We start from the raw sequence: 22,353 nt of genomic DNA, 5'->3' as shown, positions 1-22,353 counted from the left end.
TGGTGTCCACTGACACCACTTTCTTAATAAAAGATGAGCAAAGTTAAATCTAAAACAATCGTCAGTGTTGGCGTGGCGATCGCCTTTTGTGTTAGTGCCATTAAGATAGACACAGCGAAAGCAAATCCTGCTTTAGCGCCCGCCGTTCCTCTATGTGCAACGGGAGCAGGTACAGTCGTGTGTGTGTTGCTTGGGGTTGTGGTTTTAGAGGCAACCTATCGAGTGTGGAAAAATAATCAAACAGGCGAAGTATTCACAACAGATGAAAGTGGGAAGAAAAGATACAACATAGACCAAGTTGTATTTATAGGTATTGTAAGAGATAAAGAAACTTGTGAAAGTATCGCCAGAAGATATGAAATTGAATATGGGGGGACTTGGGAAGTAATAGAACCTGTAAGTGCAGGAATCAGCACACCGGAATCAGAAGGTATACCAAGTGAACAAGGATATCTCTGTCAGATAATCAAAACCAAGTAGGAGTTTAGCACATGCCTTGTAAACAAGTCTTTGTAAAAATCTATAGTGAGCATCAAGGTAAAAAGCATTACAGAGATGATTTAACTCTTTGCACAAGTACTTCCTTTGGAGTCGAAAAAATTCTTGGCACTTACTGTCATAAAGTTTTAGTTACTCACAGAGAACCGGCAGAAACGAGGAGTAGAATTTACAAAACACCTCATCTTGTTTATGACATTGAGATAGTGCCAAGAACACCATTAACTGAAGGTGAGTTTTTGGAACTAGAAGCAACAACAAAATATTCTCTTTCAACAGGAGATGAGATTTGGAAAGTCTACACTAGGTTTGATAACAATACTCACTCTGAAGAAGAAATTATTGTCGCTGAATGGGTTGACCACTTCGGCACTTTTTTCTGTTGCGATTATAGAGATAGCCTAGAGAGATTAATTAACATCCATGTCTGGAACGGTTGGCGGAGATCAGAAGTTATTGCTTCTATCCATAAGTTATTAAATTTGAAATCTAAAGAACTAGAGTTTTGGCAAGTAGAAAAACTACAGCACCTGCGTCAACTAGTAGAACAAAACCCTGAACTGTTGCAACAATATCCACAAGCATCCTGACCAAAGAAGGGCGCGCACATTTCAAGGTTTTAAGGTGGGCATAGTTGCTCACCTTTATTTTTAGCGATCGCAGGAATACCTATGATGGGTCAAGTTCCCGCCAATGGACAATGACATGATGAATTAAAAAGTTGTCTCCACCCTTTCTTTGAAACTGGATAGTGTTTTGACCTTTTTTAAAGAAGTCGGATGGAATGATATCCGTATGAGTTTGTAAGCCAGTATGCTTACCCTGTCCAGTTCTATGGACATCGATCCCAGGCAAGGGCTTCCCATTAATCAAAATTTCATGGGATAGTTCATCTACATGAGAAACTTGGTATTGAACAAAACCAGAACTAAATGGTTCTTGGTTTATTTCAAATATTTTTGCTGATGAAAATGTACCCTTGAATGTGAAGTCAGTATTAATATCTCCTTGGTTATCACCAAGATGCTCGTTAAATGACAAAACTTGAAAATCTGCTCTTGCGCTCATAATATCCTCTCTTTTTTAGCAGATATTAAAGCCTCACTGCTCTTTCTTTAATAATATTATCCTACAGCAAATATGAACATGCCAAACTCAAGCCCCTCACCAGCCATAATATGAAGATTGGTTACAAGCCGGAAAATCAGAAGCTAATTAAAGAAGCCAAAAGAGTAGCGATCGCCCAAACGTTTCCTCTAAGAAATGTTCAAATTCGGTATCTTATCGGAACTGGGGAGCGATCGCTCCCTTCAATTAATCCCACCCTTGATTATTTTCAGTTCTAGGGGATAATCTAAACTCCAGTAAGCAAGCGTCTGGGTATAAAATTGCTCATAAGGCTCTCAATCGTTTCATTACTGAACTAACCAGCGAACCAACCAGCTAGTATCCTGCTTTTCCGAATTCGCCAACGGTATCACGGTATCAGATACGGAGATTATGGGGTGAATTTACAGAATATTCCCCAACCGTTAGAAGCAGCGATTAATCTCACACTGAAATCATTTAAACTTATACATAGCAAGGGTTTCCAAGCTATCTCGCAGGTTTGTACACGTATCTCTGCTTAACGTCAATCAACCTAAAGAAATTTGTGATATTGTATAAATGTTCACAAATTATGGGGCGATCGCGTTTTGGGTTAGTTATGAAAGTAATTAACGATGATAAAGTTGGCTACCTTGGAGAATGGAAAGGGGAGCGTTTAAAAGTTGTTTCCCGCATGTTACCTTACAAAGGTTACATATACTGTTTCACTACCACTGACAATAAAATAGCAAGTTTAACAAAAATAAAAGATCCAGGTTTTGACAATAACGCTTCCGAAATAAAAAAAATTGAGTCGGTCAAAATTGAAGTGCGTTGCGGTTATCTGATAGATGATTTAACCAGAGGTGGAGTAAATTTTTCTATTGCTGAAGATTTTGTATATATTGCAGAAGACGGACATGATATTATAAAAATACATGTTGATAACGTTAAGAGCGATCATCCCGATACCCCAGAAGAAGTAAAATGCGTAGTTCGTTGGGTTGCTAAATGGGTTGTTTTGTGTGATGGTTTTGTTTATTATGGAACAATCCACAATGAAATTAAAAGAATTTCATTTGATGGAAAAGTCGAAACGGATTTTAAAGGTAACACAACTGAAATTACTCCTACTGTATTTAAAAATAGCAACAATGCAATCTGGATCTACTATAAAGGCGTAGAAACTTATGGCTTGTACGCTGCTTCAGATGCAGGCGATCTTATAAGATATAAAGATCAACAAATAAAATCAACTCCGTTTGTCACGCAGTTTGGGGTTGTTTACCAGGGTACAAATGACTATATTTTTATAACTCAACTTGCTACAGAACGTAATCCTTGGGTTCGCCAATTAGGAGAGCATAAAACTCAAACTACGCCTATCGTTGTTGCCGAGTATTTAAAAGGAAAAGAAGAACTATGGGTAATATACTTAGGGTTAGACGGATATCTTTATAAAGTAAACTACTACAATGCAAAAGATTTTTACAGAATAAGCAACGTATCTTTTAATCGTATTCCTGCGTATCATGAGTATTATTTTAATCCTCCGCCTTTTGTGGGTTCAAAATTATTTTACATGCCAGATAAAGACGGATACGCAAGAATAGGCGATTGGACAGGAAAAGAGTAAAGCACAAGAATGGAATGACAGTAAAACAACCAACCCCGAAAAATTTTGGGGGAGCAGGGGTGGATAATTGGGGAAAACGCCGATTAATCATCCCAAAGCCCTTGAAACTTGGTAGATGCAAGTTCGGTATAGCGCACTAGAACACCGATTCAGTAATCGGAATCATGACGAAAAAACCAGGTTTCGTTGGGTTACAACAAGGAATGTTTGGTTGTAAAAGACGTTAAAACAGGGTTTATCAGTCTTGTATTTTATTAATGAATCGGTGTTCTAGAACTCTTGCATAAATGTTCTTTGGTATAATGAAGGGTTATTTTTCTTGACGTTGGGAAAGTTAAAATAGCCACAATTTACGTGGATGGATTCAAGTGCCGAAGCAACGTGTGTAAAATGTAGCAGCAAAGACATAGAAAGTATCTCAGCTTGGCAATTTCCAGATGATTGAATAATGCGATTTGTACATCATCACTTCAATTGGGCGATACGCATGATTGCGTTAAGCTTCGCTTATCGCACCCAAAAATCGACAAATGGAAATATATCAACCCAACCCCAAAACTTGGTCACAAGAAAGTTACATCAAAGCCTACAAATTTGCCGCACACGCCCATCAAGGACAGAAAGTGCCAGGTACAAACCTGCCTTACATCATGCATTTAAGCTTTGTAAGCATGGAAGTAATTGCAGCCTTAAGTGTAGAAGAACATGATGGAAATCTAGCAATTCAATGCGCGATTTTGCATGACACCATTGAAGACACAAACACAACTTTTGAGCAAATAAAAACTGAATTTGGTGAAGCTGTAGCTAATGGCGTACTTGCCCTCACAAAAAATGCAAGTTTAGAAAAACATCTTCAGATGGCAGATAGTTTACAAAGGATAAAAGAGCAACCACAAGAAATATGGATGGTAAAGTTAGCGGATAGAATTAGCAACCTACAGCCACCACCACACTACTGGACTCAAGACAAAATTACTCGATATCGAGAAGAAGCTATTGAGATTTATGAAGCCCTCAAGGATGCAAGTTCATTTTTAGCTTCACGTTTGGCTAAAAAAATTGAAGATTATAAGGCATTTATCAAGTAGACATCTGCGAAAATGAACGTCAATACCCCATTTCTGGATATGTCTAGTAGATAGATGAACTGCTAAGATACCTATTAAATTTAATTTGACGCTTGAGAGTATCGATATAATCGAATTAAGCAAGGAAAATCGCCATTTACAACAGAATATTAAATTTAATTTGACGTTTGAGAATACCCATATAAAAGCGATCGCGCAACATCAAAAAATTGCCCCAACATTTTTGCTCCTCGCTTTAGTGCCAAAGCTCGTGAATTTGCCTTATTTCTCCAAGCCCGTCTTAATTTGCTTCAACAAATCCTCATCGGAGTAGGAATTTTCCCATTCACCAGGTAGTTCGAGCCGCACCGATTTAGCGCCGCCGCTGGGTGTGCAGACAACCCAATATGTATCGCGCTCCTCATTTACTTGAGCAGCTGTGTTGTTTTCCTTTTCATCCGAAAGACCTGAATATGCCTGTGTGCATGTCCAAGTGATTCCGTCAGCATCCGTAACTTCTCGTGTCATTGTATATCTATAAAATTGCCGCCGTTCTTAAATTACCTAGTTTCTTGTTTTTACACTTCTACCCCCATGATGATTTATTTCACCAGCTATTAATTAATGCGCGAACTCCTGTGTATCATCCCTTCAATTGAGCGATTCTCCAAAGGAGACGCTACGCGAACGCACCCAGTTTTTTGTATATAAAAATAATAATAGCGCCAACCTCAATACAGGCAGGCGCTACTGCATTTTTAATTAATTCTTGACTCTACTGTCCGAGTTAAGCTCAAGTTAAAATTGGGCTTTTTCCACATAAATAGAAGTGTGCGATCGCATCTCAATTATGCAATCACTAAAATATTAGAGGCTGGTCTAATTGGTGCGTTCGCGTAGCGTCTCCTTTGGAGAATCGCCCGATTTCCAAAACTTGTATTACAAAGAAAGGCAGAGGGACGTAGACGCAAAGCGGCTTCCGTAGGTGGGCAGAAGGCAGAAGGTTATATGTAGCAATAAAAACTTTAGTTCTGGGTAGGCTGCCCAGTTTAAAAGAAGAATTGTATCGAGACGCATAGCGCAAGATACAAAGCGTCCTTGCTTCAATCCCACGTTTTAAAACGTGGGTTCCTCCAGCATAGCTGCCTCCAGCATAGCCAGTAAACCAAAAAGTTTTTAAGAGAAGAGCGATCGCCAAATATTTTGTAATCTACAATACTTTTTGATACTCAATCCTCTAACCAGCAGACATAGTATAGATTATGATTACTTATGATTAGCTAGCCGAGAATGCGTCAATATTAGGGATCTCCAAAAAATAAAATGCCCAGCCGTATTAAATATATTTTGGCGCTTTCCCAAGAATTTAGGCGCTTTCGCCCTTAAGGCGAAAGCGACGGCTGGGCATTTTATTACTTGGAAAGGCCTTAACTCAAGTGTACTTATTTTCATCCGTGGTGCTGAACTGAAAGTTCATGACCCACTAAACTCCAGTAATTACTTGCTTAGTCAACAGTTTAATGCAATTAACTCGCAATAAGTAGCAGTGTTATCAACGAGGTTTGAGAGCTATGAGGCTTATTATGTCCGCATTATAAGTATTTTGTCCCCCCGTCAGACGAATAAAATAAGGGTTCTGGGAAATGCTGCAGTGCTTTTTATTTATAAACACCCTCTTAGACATTACCTAGATACAACTTAGACACTGGCATGTCTAGATGGTGTTAGCTAGAGTAAATTTACTGAATTTGATTAGTAATTACGTTTGTTTAATTAATTATGATTCCTCAATAAAATGCTAATTAATTTTCATATTTTAAGTAATTACACGATTTGCGTTTTATTTAAGAACTAAACATAATGATTTTAGGTTGGCATGAAACATCTAATAAACGCTTCTAGATAGCAAGACAAAATTGAACAAAGTCAGGCTTATTCAATGTATTTTGTCTTTTCATGCTCAGTTTGTTATTTACCAAAGAGGAAAAATCATGGGTATTTTTGACACGAACAACAGCAACAGCAACAACACCAATACCAATACCAATACCAACAGCAACAATAACAACAGCAAGAACATCAACAACAGCCAAAATCAAAACCAAAAAGTAGGTGATAATAGCTCTATTAGTGGATCTGTTACATTCGGAAATCAAAATCAGGATGCCGATACCACTGGGCAGCTATAATTAAAATAATAGTTAAAAGTGAAATATAAAGATGGTGAAAAATATTTGAAAGTATCAATTACAAATATTCCAAGCCTCTTTATATAGGAGTCCGATTTGATTTCTGAAAAAATCTAAGTATCTGTAGGGTGTGTTATAGCGTAGCTATCACGCACCTAAATCCCTCAAGGGGTGCGTTAGCCTTTGGCGTAACACAACGGCAACAAAGGGGGAAGAAAATCTACACCCCTTTTTGCCTCCCCTACGTGTATTTCAGAAATCAAATATGAGTCCTATATTTTTCTATAAGTGTTGGATTTGACAATAAAACTTTACACTATTCGTATTTTACCCAGCAAAATTTGCTTGTTTATTGAAAATAGAGTCATTAGACACTCAAATTTGGTATTAACAATAGGAATGCAAAATTTGACTACTATCCTCAAAATCTTAATATTAAACGCTTTTGGTATTTTTCATATAAGTTTTAGTCCATAGTTATTGTTTGGAAAAAAATTTAGGGATTTCCAGAAAATAAAATACACAGCCGTCGCTTTCGCCCCGAAGGGCGAAAGCGCATCAGTCCTTGAGTTGAGCCAAAATATATTTGATACGGCTGGGCAATATTGCATAATTCATAATTCTTATTTTTTATGAGAGATTTATTTTTGGTAAAAAATTTATATTTAATATATTTTTATTCATTTTTTTTGTTATTTATAAAAATTTTTGAACCTAACCCTACATATGCACAGGCTAATACTCAAAATCAAGATCAACAATTAGGAACAGGTAATTCGATTAATGGTAACGTTACTTTTGGAAGTCAATTACAAAAAATTAATCGCCAAGAAATTGAAAACCAGTATCTTAACTTTGATAAGCTTAATACTTTGCCGTTAGACGAACCTATCTTTACACCTATTAATACAGAAAATGATTTCGGTTTTAATATGTCTTTCGGTATCAATACTCTTGATACTTCTAATACAACTATTTACTTAGGCTTTATTTTTCAACCAGGTCGAACCTATTCACATAAAACTAGAATGGAATATTTAAAAAAAAGAACTGAGTTATTGGAAGTGCAGGAACAAATTGCTAAGACACAACTGCAAATATTGCAACAACAAATTGCTGAAGCAGAAGCTCGTTTACAAAGACTAGAACAAATAAAGAAATAACCCATTCGTAATAGGTTGGGTGTGGTCAATCATTGCAGGGGGAAAGAATTAGAAACTAATCATTTGTATTAGGACTTACGCATTGACAGAAAAGTAAAAATAGGGGGTATGCTTTTCAAGGCTTCTAGCTACACTTTTAGGCTGCTTTTTTGCGATCGCAACCAAGAAAGGGTGATTGATCAAAGGCTGAAACGACGTATTTACGTTGATACACAATATAGTTCGTTTGTACAGTGCGTAAGTCCTATGTATCAGGATTTTCGTGAAATGGTAATCTTTTTGTGTACACTCGATATCTCACCAACTTTGCCACCAGGGGTAATGATTTTATCGCCTACTTGAAACTTACTCATCATCTCCTCCCAATTCAGAAGGCACTTATGCTGAGGGCAGAGGGCAGAAGGAACCCACGTTTAAAAACGTGGGATTGAAGCAAGGACGCCGTTTTTCCTCGCGCTATGCGTCTCGAAAAACATCTTTTTTTAAATGGGCTTTAAACCCATAACTAAAGTTTTTTTTCAGAGGGCAGGAGACAGAATGCCTTCAGCATAAGTGCCTCCTGCCCTCTGCCTTTCTTTGTAAGAAAATATGTATTTCGAGACGCAAAGCGCAAGAAATACTACGTCCTTGCTAAATCCCTTAAATTTATTTATAGGGATTCCTTCTGCCCTCTGCCTTCGTACTTCTGCCTTCTTAATCATACAAATCTATTGAAAGCCCCTCCTTTCCACATTGCAAGCAATCAGGTTAGTACCCAAGCGAGAAGCTTTAGGCTCAGTCTTGATGATCATGCCGTAATTGCACAAGCGATCGCAAAAGCGAAAAGCACCAGTGAGGGAAATTTCACATTTCTTTGCACGTACCGCATCTACCCTTAAATCTGAATCTTTTTTTAATACCTTTTTGTAGAGAAATAAAACAGCATGGAGTGTTTGATTTTGCATAGTTGGGAGCTTCGTACAATAATAAGTAAATAAGTAATCTTTCAAGCTTTCAATAATGACACTCCCATCACCAAATAAAGTCGATGAATTATTTTCTGAATGGGATAAACCAGGCTCTCCTGGTTTTGCTTTAGCCATCATCAAAGATGGTAAGACTGTCTATAAGCGCGGCTATGGTATCGCTGACTTAGAACACAACGTAACGATTTCTCCGAATTCGGTCTTTGATATTGCCTCAACGTCCAAGCAGTTTACAGCGATGTGCATTGCTTTACTTGCAAGAAAGGGGGAACTTTCTTTAGATGACGAGATCCAAATCTACATTTCAGAGATACCCAGATATGAGTATCCCATTACTGTGCGGCATCTGATTCACCACACAAGCGGCATTCGTGATTACCTAACCCTCATGGAGTTGGCAGGAATGCGATGTGAGAATGACTATCCTGAGAACGAAATCATTGGTTTAATAGCTCGTCAAAAAGAATTGAACTTCAAGCCAGGAGAGGAGCATTTGTACAGCAACTCAGGATATTTTCTTTTGGCAGAAATTGTAAAACGTGTCTGTGGAGAATCTCTTGCGGTTTTTGCTGATAAGCATATTTTCAGTCCGCTTGGGATGAAGACAACTCACTTTCACGATGATTTCACAAGGATTGTCAGGAATAGAGCGATTGGCTACTCTGTGAGGGACGAAGGTAGCTTTCGGATTGATATGTCTATTTTTGATGTCGTGGGTGACGGTGGTATCTATACCACAGTTGAGGATCTATGTATCTGGGATGAGAATTTTTACCAAAACAAATTAGGAGGATATGGGCAAGACCTGATCGAAGAAATCATTACACCTGGAAGATTGAATAGCGGCGAAGGGATAGATTATGCCTTTGGTTTAGTTATAGGGCATTACCGAGGATTAGAAACCATCAGCCACAGTGGTGGATGGATGGGTTACAGATCACAGATGCTTCGATTCCCCAAACAGAGATTCTCTGTAATTTGCTTGTCAAATTTGGGCAGTGCTGAACCGCCAGAACTTGCCAGAAAAGTCGCAGATATCTACTTAGTTGATGACTTTACTGAGCAAAGCATAGAATCTGTAAGCCGCCAAATCCAAATAAGAGAAATTCCATCGGTTGATTTAGAGAGCAAGACTGGCTTTTATCAAAACCCAAAAACAGGAACCGTTTGGCAGTTATTGGTCAAGGATGGGAAATTAAGCGTGGAATTTGCTGGAATGAGCTTTACACTTGCTCCTGTGAGTTCAAGTCATTTTGTCATCATAGATATTCCTTATAATGCCGATGTTGAATTTGAAGAGTCAGGTTTAGATGAACCCTCCCATCTTTACGTTTGTGTGGATGGCAAAACACGCGACGTTTTCCAACGGCTAGACTTTGCTCCTCCTGATTCTGAACAGTGGATGGATTTTACAGGAGAGTATTATTGCAAAGAGTTAGATGTCACCTACAGAATCAGTATAGAAGACGGAGAGTTGCTGCTAAATCGAAGAAATTCTCTTCGAGAAACCCTCAAGCCAATTAACAAAGATTTACTCCAAGGTACGGACATCACTTTGCAGTTTGTCCGTGATGACTTTGATCAAGTTGCTGGATTCAATATGAGGGCAGGATATGGAAGTGTCAGAAACATTCAATTTGTGAAATAAAAAGACGCGCCCAACAATCTCGTTGCGGTTAAAAAGTGTGGGATTGGCATGAAGCCGAGATCCCTGCAAATTCGGAAATAGCGGCTGAAAACCCTTGCAAATTCTAGGTTTCAAAGATTGTGGTACTTATCCCTGTTTTGTCACTTTCGGAAGAGAATAATCTAGGATGCTTACAGCATAAGACTTTTACCAAAAAGCTTGATTTTAGCCATTCTAGAACGAAAATAAACGCTCAAATGCTCGCTCTATCTACAGTTGAAAATTTGGTTCTTATTTTTATTTTCCCAGAGTGACAAAACAGGGTTAGTCATCAAGCGATCGCACCCAGTTTTTTGTATATAAAAATAATAATAGCGCCAACCTCGATACAGGCAGGCGCTACTGTTTTATTTAAATTCAGGGAGAAAATATAGTGAAATGAATTAAGCGAGTTTTACTATAGATAGAGTGTAATTTAGTCGCTTACACAGTACGACGAGTTAATGCATTCCACACAAAAACAGCGACAATTGCACCAAGAACTGCGACTAAAATACCAGGAATGCTCAAAGAAGTAGCTGCTAGGGCAAAGCGTCCCGTAGCGAAGAATACGCCTAGACTACCACCAACAAATGCACCAATGATTCCTAAAACAATTGTTCCCAAAATGCCGCCACCTTGATGACCGGGGTAGATAGCTTTAGCAATAGCACTCCTCTATTAAACCTAAAACAATCCAAGCAAGAATGTTCATTGTTCTGAATTTGGTAAACGTTTTTTACTAACAAATACAGATTAACAGTCACAACATTGATATCCAATCTACCAACAGTACTAATTATTAATTAGCCGTAAGTAATACAGTGAACAGTTATCAGTAAACAGTTATCAGTGAACAGTGAACAGTGAACAGTTAATACTCATCTATCAATCTACGGTGTACACACAGCAAGTGTATAATTTTGATAACTGATAACTGATAACTGATAACTGATAACTGATAACTGAGAAAAAGCCCCTAGTAGGTCTAAGGCTAGGGACTGATAGAATTAATTCTTGCTTAGTAATTGCAGTATAAGCATTTTTCATGAATTCTTGACTCTACTTGAAGAGTTAAGAATCGGATTCAATGCATCAAATCAACCTATGGCAGAGGAATTTTTCTCAATTGACACTTACTATTAAAACCAAAAGACTCAGGATATTAAACCCACGAGTATCTGTGGAATTTGGTGATGAAGAAATTAATTAAAGGTCTGCGTGAATTTAAAAGTAGCTACTTTTCAACGCATCAAGAACTGTTTGAGCAACTTTCTCATGGTCAAAAGCCTAGAGTGTTGTTTATTACCTGTTCCGATTCGCGTGTCGATCCAAATCTGATAACACAAGCCCAGTTGGGTGAACTGTTTGTCATCCGCAATGCWGGYAATATTATTCCACCATTTGGAGCAACTAATGGCGGTGAGGGTGCGACAATAGAATATGCTGTTCAAGCCTTAGATATTCAGCAAATTATTATCTGCGGTCACTCTCATTGCGGTGCAATGAAAGGGTTAATGAAGTTAAACAGTCTGCGAGAGGAAATGCCGCTCGTGCATGATTGGCTCAAATATGCACAGGCAACCCGAAGGCTGGTTCTAGACCACTACAGTCACTACCAGGGGGAAGAACTGCTAGAAATCATAATTGCTGAAAATGTCCTCACCCAAATAGAGAATTTGCGGACSTATCCAGTMATTCACTCTAAACTYTACCAAGGGCAACTTAAAATTTATGSTTGGATTTATCAGATTGARACAGGAGAAGTTTTAGCATACGACCCGCACAAGCACGCCTATGTCTTGCCCCAAAGCCAGGTTCTGGAGGTTGAAGCTTCTGACAAACTCACTATCTCTACAGATGAGCGGTTTCCAATGACACAGCTCTCCCCTGAGCAGATGGAGCGAATTTATCGAGGATCGACTCAGGCAAATTGAGAGCGTAGGATATGGGATATAGAGTCCGGTTGCATGTTGCTCCCCACGCCACTGCGCTGTCAATTCCCTATTCGGTTCCCTTGTCGCACTTATCCCCCCACACTGCCATAATCTCTTCCCACTCAGGCGTCAATCTGGGGTGGTTTGTCTAGCGTCAGTTCATTATCCGTGCCAGCTTCCTGGTTTGGTCTGTTGCTGTTGCGATCGCTTGTTGTGGTCGTAGTTTTGGGCTGGGGATGGAGTGTTGGGGGATTGGGGAGATTGGGGGGCGATCGCGTGAAGACTGCGATCAACATCAATACCTATCTTTAACCAAAACTGCAAAAAGCTTGCTTACTAAAACTAATAAAGATTTTTATTACCCCTGTTTTGTCACTTTTGGGAGAGAATAATCTATAAAGCTTGCGGTATAAGGCTTTTACCAAAAACCTTGATTTCAGGCATTCTGGAACGAAAATAAACGCTCAAATTATTGCTCTGCCTACGGTTGAAAAATTGCCTCTTATTATTATTTTCCGAGAGTGACAAAATAGGAATAAGTGCGATCACTCCTTAGTAACCTTAGGAAAGCACAAAAACTGTACTATCAAAGGTTTCACATAACAACAAGTATTGTTTAGAGAGTAAAATTTACTCAGTTATAAATATTTCTGATAATTGTTCATTAACTAGAGGACAAAGAAAACCCTTTCGCTCCAGCCAGGTGTCATCGTATTCGAGATAACGGTTACCTCCGTCTCCAACAATAACAACTGCCACAGGATTATTAAAAGACGTAAACAGCTTGTGAGCAGTAGCGTAAATAGCTCCTGCACCAGAAGCGCCGACGAAAAGACCATACTGTTTTGCTAGAAAGCGCATTGTAGTAAACGCACTCACGTCAGATACCTTGATGCTTGTATTTATAGAGTTCCGGTCAATATTGCTAGCTATTACAGCACCAGGGGTGGTTCCTCCTGATTGATAATAGGGTATTCCCTTCTCCGCTTGTTCATCAACGCCAAAGATAACAGAGCCTTGCGGTTCTATTGCAATAACCTGAAGGCTTGGCCACTCAAGTTTCAAGACGCGAGCAACTCCACACAAACTACCACCTGTACCAACACATCCAACGAGAAAATCAATCTCGTTTCCATTTAAATCCCGAAGTATTTCTTCAGCTAAACTAAAATATCCTTGCGGATTGTTGGGATTGTGAATTTGCTCTAGGAAAACTGCATTCTCTATTTGTATTGCTAACTCCTTAGCCAACTTATCTCGTCCATTCATTGATGATTCAGTGATGATTTCAGAACCAAAAGCTTTCATCATGCGAAGCTTATCTATGGAGGCTTCCGTATCCACCACAGCGATAAAGTGGTAGCCTCTTGCTGCTGCAATCATCGCCAAAGCAACACCACTATTTCCGCTGGTAGATTCTATAATTGTGCCTCCTGGTTTTAATTGGCCATCTCTTTCTGCAGCATTAATCATCGATAAAGCAGATCTATCCTTCATTGAGCCAGACGCATTAAATTGTTCTAATTTTAGAAAGATTCGACCAAATTGCCTTTTGAGCGGTAATTCATAAAGTGGGGTTTCGCTAATAAAATCTTCAATTGAATCAACAATCATTAGTCACTTCTCCTAAGTAAGTTCACGAAAACGTATCCAAAGAAGTCCAGCCGTCACAGCAAGACCAGTTGCTAAACCTGACCAGATGCCAACTGCGCCTAGATGAAAAATAAAACCCAGAACATATGCGCTTACTAAGCCCACACCCCAATATCCAATCCCAGTGGCAATCAAGGGAAACTGAGTTTCGTATAGCCCTCGAAGAATACCAAGCAAAATTATTTGTAAAGCATCAAAAACTTGAAAAAATGCAGCCACTCGCAATAAATGTTGAACAATCAAATTCACTGAGAAGTTATTTTCAGCAAACCAAGACCCTATCTCAAATCCAGCGAACCATAGAATAGGTGTCATGCAGAGCATAAAACAAACACCAATCACTAGGAATATATAAGCTGTTAGACGAATTCCAGCAAGAGATTCTAAACCTCGGTAGTAAGCCACTCTAACTGCTGCTGCCCGACTTAAACCACTTGGTACACGAAAAGTCAATAAAGTGATTTGGTTTACAACGTGATGAGCAGCAAGTGTAGGAGTACCCAGCCATCCCATAAAAATAGCCATGAAGAAGAAAAGAGAAACTCCCATTACGGCTATACATCCTTGAGGAAGACCTAGCTTAAAAATTGTTAAAAAGGTTTCTTGATGAAAAGATGGAAGTGACAAAAAGGAACCGTTTACATGAACTTGGTTAGGGGAATAGAAGAATATCGTAAAAAGCATCATCCAATAAACAATGACACTAGCCCAAGCAATTCCTGCCAATCCAAATTTCAGCAATAGTAAATTAAGCAATGCATTTGTTGGAATGCTGAGAAAAATAATGAAAGAACTAAAATTAGCTTTATTCAACCCCACTTTTAACTCAGTTAGGTAAATAAAGCTTAAAATGGCAGGCAAACCAATAAGCATCGGCTTCAGATAGTTTTGTACTTCCCAAGTTAAATTAGGGTCTTGTCCTAAAGCGCGAAGTATAGAACTGCTATTCCAAAAAAAAGGAAAAGCAGTTAGAGTCATGACACCAACTACCCAAATGAGTTGATTTGCTATGCGAGAATTTTGCAGAGCATTTTTAGAACCATAAGCCCTAGAAACTAGTGGACTGACAATTGATAAGATGGCAACAAAGCCTTGAAATAAAATATTCCAAAAACTGACTGCTAATCCACCAGCTGCTAATTCACTAGAACTTAATTTACCCATAAAAAAGGTATCAACTATTCCAGATGCAACATCAGCAAGACTTATCCCAATTAAAGGAATAGACTGTTTTAGAGAAATCCAAATTTCCTGTTTACATCCTCTATAAAGGTCAATTTTCATCAAAAAAAACCAAAACAAGTATTTAATAAATGATTTCAAACAAGACTTATATTCCTCACTTGAGGAACCTTAGAAACATAATCCCAAGTTTTCTTCTCCAAAATTTCAGCCAAGTGATTCTCAATTTCTGGAGCCAGAAGATTGCGTTCACACATCCATTGATCGTTGTATATAGTATTGAGGTATTTCTCGCCTCCGTCGGGAACAAGCACAAGAATCCGAAGAGACTGTTCAGACTGGGTAGCTAATTCCAAAGCCTTATAAATAATTCCTCCTGAACTACCACCAATGAGAAGACCGTAATTACGCGCTAAATACCGACATATAGCAAACGCTTCTTTGTCAGAAACCTTCAATCCTCGATCAATGAGATCGTAATTGATGTTTTTTGCAGGTTTAACGCCGCCAGGAGTGCCAGTTCCACTTTGGTAATAAGGATGTGCAAAACGAGGTTCAAAAGCAGTCGATCCTTTTGGCTCAACTCCAATAACTAAAAGGTTGGGAAGATTTTTCTTCAAAACACTTACAACACCAGTTACGGAGCCACCTGTGCCAACTGAGGCAACTAAGACATCTATACGACCTTCTGTAGCGTCTAAAAGGTCTTTCCCTAATGAGGTATACCCCATCGGATTAGAGGGATTATCGTACTGACATAGTGCAAATCCTCTAGGATCGAATGCCGCTAATTCTATCTCTGTTTTTTCACGAAGTGCTGTTGCTACCTGATCTTCTCCCAGATCGCTGCTATTAACAAAATGAGTTTTTGCGCCAAATACCCTGATAAAATCTAGCTTTTGTTTTGAAGCATGGTGGTCAACAACTGCGGTGAGGTTATAACCACATTCGGCACAAACTATAGCTAATCCAGCTACCGTATTACCGCTAGAGGAGCAATAAATGGTTCCACCTTTAATTAGACCTCGTTTTTGAGCATCCAATAACATACTTAAAGCCATACGGTCTTTCATTGAGCCGCCTGGATTAAATTTTTCAAGCTTGAGAAGAACCTCAGACTTGAAGTGTTTTTTTAGAGGAAGTTGTAGCAACTTCTTTTGGTGTCCAATGAGTTCTGTCACTTTTTTGTAAATCATCTCTTTTCACTCAATTGTTTTATGACAATCTGTATGAAATATGAATGGATAGAAATAGATGCATACTATAGTTGGCATAATTTAGTTGCCTATCTATGTCGAAAAAGTAATTCGAGAATTTGGAAAAAAATATACAATTAATTTTGCGTAAGTACTTAGCATGTGGCATCACCTGGCGTTTGAGGAACGTAGACGCGCCCTGCGCGGCTACCTACCGATGGAAGCTACCCACCTACGGTGTACACACAAGTCTTAAAATCCCACCTAAAACTTGGTTTCGTTGCTCTAGCCCTCAAAATCAGCGGGATAAATGGAGTTGCCAGTTGCCCAAAACTTGGGTATTTATGAGGCTAGAAGGGTTGGAACCCTTGCGGTATATACTTGTGTGTACACCGTAGGTATGGAGAGGGAGAGGGAAAGGAACTCACTTGCCTGCATACTTGAGATTAAAACTGGTCAAATGCTTACCGAAAAAACTAACCATTCAAATTTCCAGGTGCAAGATATAAGCCGACCACTAGCGGCGAACGCCTCCGGCACCTACGTGATCGCCACTAGCAACATATGAAAGAAGCACATTTTTCTAGGGTTATAAAACCCTTGCTGTATCAGGATTATAAAATGTGCATCTTAGCCCTGTTTTGTCACTCTAGGGAGATAAAAATCGAAGCTAAATGATGAAACTCAGATTTGGTGAGGGAATTAGCGCTCTCAAACTAATAGAAACCTCCAAACGAATCTCTGTAGGTAAAATCCTATCTGGGCAAGGGTTTCAGTTTTTAATCTGACAAAGTGATAAAAGCGTCCGAGGAAAGCGATCGCATTCCCAATGGATGTAAAGAAACATTTCTGTTTCTTAGAAGAGGGTTAGAAGTATTCTTTAATAAAGTTGCAATTGCCTTACCCTTTTAAGATTGGCTGGGTTTAAACCCACCAAAGATAGCATGACCACCCTTCATCCAAAGTACGTCTACGTTATTGAAGCCAACTTGTTCTAGCCATTTGATCTGTTCTAATAAAGTAGAAGGTTGTCCAAGTAGATTATACTCAGGATAAGTGTAAAGGTTCCAATGAAGTTCTTGAAATTGCTTATATGCTTCTAGATTTTTACCTAGTTCTAGCGAGCGCTTTTGAACTTCTGCATCCCATACATTTGCTGCGATAGTAATTCCCATTGATGTTGTTGGTTTAATAAGGTCAGCGATGATAAAAACGCCCTCAGGTTTGAGAAGATAGAATACATCCTGGAACAAAGATTGTTTTTGTTGTGCATTTAAATGATGAATAGCTAACGAAGATACGACAGCATCTATTTTCCAAGGAAATTGACGCCAATCTTTCGAGGCTAAGTCAAAAAGCTTTGGCTCAAAGCGTTCACCATAACTATTTAATGCTGCACTTGCGTGTGCGAGCATATCAGGGGAGCCATCCAATCCATGCACTTGGCATTCTTTAAATTTCTCAAGTAAAGCTTGGGTCAGCAATCCTTCACCACAACAAAGGTCTAAAATATGAAGTGGTTTGGGTTCTAAAGGAATAATTTGACAAATGACATCAATTTGAGTCTCTCTTTCAGGAACAAAATATTGACTATAACTAAGGAAATCCTGGGTATCAATTTCCTCCCACTTGGGAGCTACAAAGTTATTTTTTTCTTGGGCAGAATAAGTAATTTGCATTGCTCAAAAAATGTTTGAAGTGAAGTATTGGAATTATGATAAAAGGCTTGCAAAGTTTTGACTAATGAAATAGTCTGAGTTAAGGACAAACTTAAGAATCAGGTAAGTTACCAGTTGACTCAAGATAAACGCACCTTATTTTGTTAAATTTCATTTGATAAAACCAGGAGGGGGTAAGGGAACTGCAAAAAATAAATTATCCCATCTTGTGGGGTGGGTGTCCTTGCCCGCCCGTTCTATGGGACGGGTAGAAGCTCATCCCACAATAAATTTTGTAAAACTAACAAAACTAAATGGACAAAAATCTTAGTTTGTGTATTGAATCCATAAATATTATAGAGAAAGCAGCCGGGGCTTCCACGTTCTAAATTGCTGTGTGTTTCAGAGTTTTATCCCACCTGTCGCCCTTTCCCCACAAACGAGGAGCGATGGCGCGGAGCGCCCGCGCCCTGGCGAACGCATTGCTTAATTGATGACCAATTAATCGCTATCATCACCGGGCGCCCATCCATAGTCAGGAAAATCTTCCATTCCAATCATGTCCAGATACTCTCTGGTAGTTACAGTGACACTGATACCTTCAAAATCATCTTCATCATCTGTTTCATCATCTAAAAGTTTGTCTACGGCATCTGCTATGAAGTTCTCAACGAGCCAAGAGCTAGCTTTGTAAAAGTCACGTTTCAATCCCAAATAGATTGCACCAAACACAGCCTCAAACATTTCTGCAAAAAGTCTCTCTTGCTCATTTAAAGGTTTTCCTTTTAGACTTTTTCCTAATAAACAGAACTGTTGTAAATTTAATTTACTAGCAAATTCAGACAATTGGATTTTATCTACCAGTAGCTGTTTATCTTCAGTGAGTTCACCGATTGTATATTCAGGAAATCTTTCATATAAATAATCAGTAACAATAGCGCCAATCATTGCATTTCCTAAATGAGCTAGTCGCCTATAAGCTTTTTCCTGTAAATCTTTTGTCTGCCTATCTGCATTCGATTCATAAACATATGATGGGTGGAGCAAGGCAATTTCTAACGCTTTTATTTCATTAAATTTAGGTATATTAATTACCTTAATAAAAGCCTGTATTTGTTGCTCACGTTGATTTTGGGAGTTATGGAATTGTGGCATAATATAATTAAATCTAATGCTTATTAGCTAATAATCAGTAAGGTTGATAGACTACCATCATGTTGAGTTAGTGGCTCATAATTTACTCGCTTGAATAGGCTGCGATCGCATATATCCCCGCTTGATCCCCAGATTTCCAAATTAGTACCCCATCACCAGCAACCATGTATGATTGCATAGCGTATTGCCAGCCAAGGCATCTGCTCAAAGTCGCGGATGCCTTCAATGATGCGGTAATACTTGGGGTTGCCTTGAAATAGCCAATATGCCATTTTTGTAGATTTCCTAGCTTAATTGTGTGGGGCGATCGCAGAAGTTTTAAGGTGAGCCTTCTTTGCTATCTGTTGGGCCTTGACCACTGTAGTAGTTTTCTCGAAGAATTTTAAGTTCTGGCAAGTCGAAAATGTCGGAGGGATTGCCTTGTAGAGCAATATTTCGCGCATCTACAAGCATAGAATCATTTACGTTGATAGAAAACTCTTGCACAGCATTTGGCTCAAATTGCCCCAAGAGCAAGAGATAGTTTTTCTTTAGTCTGCTTGGAGGCTCAGATTGTAGAGCTTTTTTAACGGCATCAATGTGATGAATTTGCTTAAAGTCATTATACTTATACCCCAAATATAGCCAGGTTTCAGTTGCCATTAGCCTCTCGGCTATACTAACTGAGTCATCTAAAATAGTTGCAAATTTAACAATTAGCTCCCATTCTTGAGCATCAATATCTGGCAAGAAGCGCATTGCTCTAATTGCGATCGCTTTGAGATATTCAAGGGGTTGCTCAAGGTTTTGATAATATGCCAATAAACTTCTAATTTCAGCATGATAGCCTTGTCGTGCTAAATTCTCTAGAACATTTATGGGATCACGAATAATCCAAAAAGCTTCACGCAAGATTTCCATTAGGACGTGAAGTATATCCTCAAATCCTAAAACAGAAAGTCTGTAGAGGGCAAAGCGAATATACCTTTGCAGCTTGCGTGTCCCACTTGGATTATCACTGTTTGATTTACGTAGCTCTTGCCAGCTATTCTTGAATAGCTCAACTAGTTCTCTACGTAAGTCATTTCTATTTTCGTTCCAGATGTTATTAGAAATAGTAAAGGAAGCAGCCCACTGGAGAATTGCATTCAAAATGTCACTATCGGGTGGTTGTGCATACTTTAACTCTTCCTCGATTCCAAAAACTTCTTTTTGTTTTGCTAAGTCTCTCTCTCGACTTTTTGAGCTGAATAGATATTTGTATATCCTACGACTAAGTTCCGCTTCATTAGTATAAATATTTACGAATTTTAAGCATTTTTGATAGCATTGAATATTATGCCACCAGAGTTGATCATTATGATAAGAGCTTGCAAAAATAGCGCGGTGTTCTGAGTTCAGAATCCAAAGTGGGTTTACAACACTGTCAAAGCGTTCGCTTAATCTTTCTAGGCATTCGTCCTCGTCAGATTGCTCTAAAAATGAACAGATGTCATTTTCTTCTGTTTTCTCCTCATTGAGGTTTAGTCCTAGTTTTTCTAATTCGTCTTTTAAAACGTTTTTGATCTCATCCATGTCTTCTGGATTTGGAATGATGAAAATCATGTCATCTACATAGCGATGAAACTCAACTCCCCATGCATTACTGCTTCCAAAGCGTGCATCTATTGGAGTTAAATAGATATTTGCATAGAAGTGTGATCCAATACTTCCTTGTGTTATACCTTGACCAAGTTCATGTTCATCAATATTTTTAGAAAGTAATAATCGGATTAGCCAACGTACACGCTGACTAACTGTTAATTCCCTAGAAAGCCCATCACGAAGTTGCTCCTGAATGATTTTCGTATAGAATGATTCGATATCTACTCTTAAGATTGCGCCATTGACGTAATTTCTAGCACTATCCCGTGCCTTTTTCATGTAATAACAATAAGCTTTGAACCAATACTCATAAAGGTACTCTGTGTCTCTATGCCCATGTTTTCCAGAAATTCTATATGCGTAGCTACTACCTCTTAACTGAGAAGCTTTATCACCTAATTTTTGAATAATTGCTACTGACAAAATCTCTTCTTCAATGCGTGAAAGTACTTTAGGTCGAGTACCTGTTAAGTTTTTAGGTACTTTATACGAGAGCATTTCATCTGTTTTAGCAACGTCGCCAGCATAAGCATTCAATTGTTCTCGCAATTCTTCAAGCTTTGCATCAAGACTTAGCTCAAACAAACGCATTTCAGTCTCATCACATAATGTTTCTTTTAAAAGGTTGTTACGCGCTCTTGCCCAAGCTAATTTAAGATTATCGAGACTGGTAACGCCGTTCCAATCCTGATCCTCTGCTCTATCAGCACTCCATATCGTCTGAAAATCACCATAAAATTTTGTGTCGTATTGTATAACCTCCTTCTTATCGATCCAATAACAATAAGGAGGATTCGTAAAATAAACGAGATGATGTCCTGAACTAACTTGATTAATAGTGTGCCGACTGCCTACAACTTTATGTAGGGTACTTACCATTTGCTTAATTCTTTCATCTAAAGTAATTTCGCTATTTGTGCCAACTTGCACCTGTTTCTCCATATTCTTAGTTCCAATCGTTAAGATGTGCATCACATCTATTGGAACGTCTTCTACTAATTGTTTGTAAGCTTGAGCTTCCGCAGTTCCAAGTCCTGCGCTATCTTCTCCTATTGCTCCTGCTATATCGATACCTAATGCTTTCAATTCATCTATATTTGCTTGGCAATCTCTATAATTTTTGCTAAATGGCGAGATAACATTAAGCTGCATTATTAGGACATTTGTTAAGCATGGTAAATTGGACAACGATTTTTGTTCTTTAAGAATCTGAATCAGATCAATTGTGGCATCTGGAAAGCCCTTAATTACATAGTCAAAATCCAGATTAATCATTCCAGTAATAGATGATTTTAGATTTTCCATCATCTTTATATAGAGTCCAATAGCTCGATGGCTTGGATCTACACCAACACAAATAATATTGACATTATTTGTAAGTTTACCTTCTTGTTTTAATCGGATAACTGCTTCTATAAAAGCAACAGAACCAGCACCAGCACCACAACCTACATCCAACACACAAACTTTTTGTGGGAGCATCCCAATTTTGCAAAAATAGAGAGAGAAAAATAATTCGCGAGATATCATCGCGAATAAATAGGGAGTTTCAATCTTGCGGCTCTTCCTCCTCCTGTTCCAACCCAGAACGAATATCGAGGAGACACTCATCGAGAGTATCAATGATTCTCTGTAATTCTTCCCAAACAGAGCGTCGAAAAACCGACATCACA

The 22,353-nt window shown here is 38.6% G+C and carries 19 protein-coding genes and 2 pseudogenes; 8 read left to right on the top strand and 13 right to left on the bottom strand.

All coding sequences use genetic code 11. The features are described from left to right. Nucleotides 1-33 precede the first annotated feature (33 nt). Nucleotides 34-480, top strand: coding sequence for a hypothetical protein (locus B4U84_RS28755; protein ID WP_131121466.1), 447 nt, complete (start codon nucleotides 34-36; stop codon nucleotides 478-480). An 11-nt stretch (nucleotides 481-491) separates the two neighbouring features. Continuing rightward, nucleotides 492-1,088 (top strand): hypothetical protein, encoded by a 597-nt coding sequence (locus tag B4U84_RS28750; RefSeq protein WP_131121465.1) that lies wholly within the window; start codon nucleotides 492-494, stop codon nucleotides 1,086-1,088. A 79-nt stretch (nucleotides 1,089-1,167) separates the two neighbouring features. Here B4U84_RS28750 and B4U84_RS28745 read toward each other — a convergent pair whose 3' ends face one another. Next, nucleotides 1,168-1,566: a DUF7383 domain-containing protein gene (locus B4U84_RS28745; RefSeq protein WP_017307374.1), complete on the bottom strand. Its 399-nt coding sequence runs from the start codon at nucleotides 1,564-1,566 to the stop codon at nucleotides 1,168-1,170. Nucleotides 1,567-1,676: 110 nt separating this feature from the next. On the opposite strand from B4U84_RS28745, the gene B4U84_RS30975 reads away from it, so the two are divergent. The 3 genes from B4U84_RS30975 (at nucleotide 1,677) to B4U84_RS28735 (ending at nucleotide 4,314) form a co-directional block, all read left to right on the top strand. Then, on the top strand, nucleotides 1,677-1,844 hold the full coding sequence (locus B4U84_RS30975) for a hypothetical protein (protein ID WP_017307375.1): 168 nt from the start codon (nucleotides 1,677-1,679) through the stop codon (nucleotides 1,842-1,844). A 362-nt stretch (nucleotides 1,845-2,206) separates the two neighbouring features. Continuing rightward, a complete protein-coding gene (locus B4U84_RS28740; RefSeq protein ID WP_131121464.1) occupies nucleotides 2,207-3,223 on the top strand; it encodes a hypothetical protein in 1,017 nt (338 codons plus the stop codon). A gap of 530 nt (nucleotides 3,224-3,753) precedes the next feature. Further along, nucleotides 3,754-4,314, top strand: a complete 561-nt coding sequence (locus tag B4U84_RS28735) for an HD domain-containing protein (protein WP_017307377.1) — start codon at nucleotides 3,754-3,756, stop codon at nucleotides 4,312-4,314. A gap of 261 nt (nucleotides 4,315-4,575) precedes the next feature. On the opposite strand, the gene B4U84_RS28730 is transcribed toward B4U84_RS28735, so the two are convergent. After that, a complete protein-coding gene (locus B4U84_RS28730; protein WP_131121463.1) occupies nucleotides 4,576-4,821 on the bottom strand; it encodes a hypothetical protein in 246 nt (81 codons plus the stop codon). Nucleotides 4,822-6,191: 1,370 nt separating this feature from the next. Then, nucleotides 6,192-6,386, bottom strand: a complete 195-nt coding sequence (locus tag B4U84_RS30970; protein WP_155950508.1) for a hypothetical protein — start codon at nucleotides 6,384-6,386, stop codon at nucleotides 6,192-6,194. A gap of 743 nt (nucleotides 6,387-7,129) precedes the next feature. Here B4U84_RS30970 and B4U84_RS28720 point away from each other — a divergent pair. Beyond that, entirely contained in the window at nucleotides 7,130-7,645 is a 516-nt protein-coding gene (locus B4U84_RS28720; RefSeq protein ID WP_131121462.1) for a hypothetical protein, read from the top strand. A 251-nt stretch (nucleotides 7,646-7,896) separates the two neighbouring features. On the opposite strand, the pseudogene B4U84_RS32235 reads toward B4U84_RS28720, so the two are convergent. Beyond that, nucleotides 7,897-8,025, bottom strand: a pseudogene (locus B4U84_RS32235) (hypothetical protein); the annotation flags it as partial. 327 nt (nucleotides 8,026-8,352) lie between these two features. Next, a complete protein-coding gene (locus tag B4U84_RS28710; RefSeq protein ID WP_017307386.1) occupies nucleotides 8,353-8,589 on the bottom strand; it encodes a hypothetical protein in 237 nt (78 codons plus the stop codon). 55 nt (nucleotides 8,590-8,644) lie between these two features. Between B4U84_RS28710 and B4U84_RS28705 the strand changes: the two genes are divergently transcribed. Next, on the top strand, nucleotides 8,645-10,258 hold the full coding sequence (locus tag B4U84_RS28705; RefSeq protein WP_131121461.1) for a serine hydrolase domain-containing protein: 1,614 nt from the start codon (nucleotides 8,645-8,647) through the stop codon (nucleotides 10,256-10,258). Nucleotides 10,259-10,720: 462 nt separating this feature from the next. Here the strand turns inward: B4U84_RS28705 and B4U84_RS28700 are convergent. Further along, nucleotides 10,721-10,991, bottom strand: a pseudogene (locus B4U84_RS28700) (GlsB/YeaQ/YmgE family stress response membrane protein). Between the two features lie 481 nt (nucleotides 10,992-11,472). Between B4U84_RS28700 and B4U84_RS28695 the strand changes: the two are divergent. After that, entirely contained in the window at nucleotides 11,473-12,213 is a 741-nt protein-coding gene (locus tag B4U84_RS28695; RefSeq protein ID WP_131121422.1) for a carbonic anhydrase, read from the top strand. Between the two features lie 162 nt (nucleotides 12,214-12,375). Here the strand turns inward: B4U84_RS28695 and B4U84_RS30965 are convergent, their stop codons facing one another. The 7 genes from B4U84_RS30965 to B4U84_RS28655 all read right to left on the bottom strand — a co-directional run bounded on the left by B4U84_RS30965 (nucleotide 12,376) and on the right by B4U84_RS28655 (nucleotide 22,162). After that, on the bottom strand, nucleotides 12,376-12,537 hold the full coding sequence (locus B4U84_RS30965) for a hypothetical protein (RefSeq protein ID WP_165490392.1): 162 nt from the start codon (nucleotides 12,535-12,537) through the stop codon (nucleotides 12,376-12,378). Between the two features lie 306 nt (nucleotides 12,538-12,843). Next, nucleotides 12,844-13,827, bottom strand: coding sequence for a PLP-dependent cysteine synthase family protein (locus B4U84_RS28690; RefSeq protein ID WP_131121460.1), 984 nt, complete (start codon nucleotides 13,825-13,827; stop codon nucleotides 12,844-12,846). A gap of 12 nt (nucleotides 13,828-13,839) precedes the next feature. Beyond that, nucleotides 13,840-15,150 carry an MATE family efflux transporter gene (locus B4U84_RS28685; protein WP_131121459.1) on the bottom strand — a complete coding sequence of 437 codons (1,311 nt, stop codon included), beginning with the start codon at nucleotides 15,148-15,150 and terminating at the stop codon, nucleotides 13,840-13,842. Nucleotides 15,151-15,185: 35 nt separating this feature from the next. Further along, on the bottom strand, nucleotides 15,186-16,244 hold the full coding sequence (locus B4U84_RS28680) for a cysteine synthase family protein (protein WP_131121458.1): 1,059 nt from the start codon (nucleotides 16,242-16,244) through the stop codon (nucleotides 15,186-15,188). Between the two features lie 908 nt (nucleotides 16,245-17,152). Next, entirely contained in the window at nucleotides 17,153-17,923 is a 771-nt protein-coding gene (locus B4U84_RS28670; RefSeq protein WP_131121457.1) for a class I SAM-dependent methyltransferase, read from the bottom strand. Nucleotides 17,924-18,403: 480 nt separating this feature from the next. Next, a complete protein-coding gene (locus B4U84_RS28665) occupies nucleotides 18,404-19,057 on the bottom strand; it encodes a ribonuclease III domain-containing protein (protein WP_131121456.1) in 654 nt (217 codons plus the stop codon). A gap of 318 nt (nucleotides 19,058-19,375) precedes the next feature. Beyond that, the gene (locus tag B4U84_RS28655) at nucleotides 19,376-22,162 is read right to left on the bottom strand and encodes a reverse transcriptase domain-containing protein (protein WP_207391033.1); all 2,787 of its coding nucleotides are present in this window, start codon (nucleotides 22,160-22,162) and stop codon (nucleotides 19,376-19,378) included. Nucleotides 22,163-22,353 lie beyond the last annotated feature (191 nt).

Origin of the sequence: Westiellopsis prolifica IICB1 (assembly GCF_004323185.1) — a bacterium.
In the GTDB taxonomy this organism is placed as follows: domain Bacteria; phylum Cyanobacteriota; class Cyanobacteriia; order Cyanobacteriales; family Nostocaceae; genus Pelatocladus; species Pelatocladus prolificus_A.
This window is presented reverse-complemented; position numbering and strand designations above follow the sequence as displayed.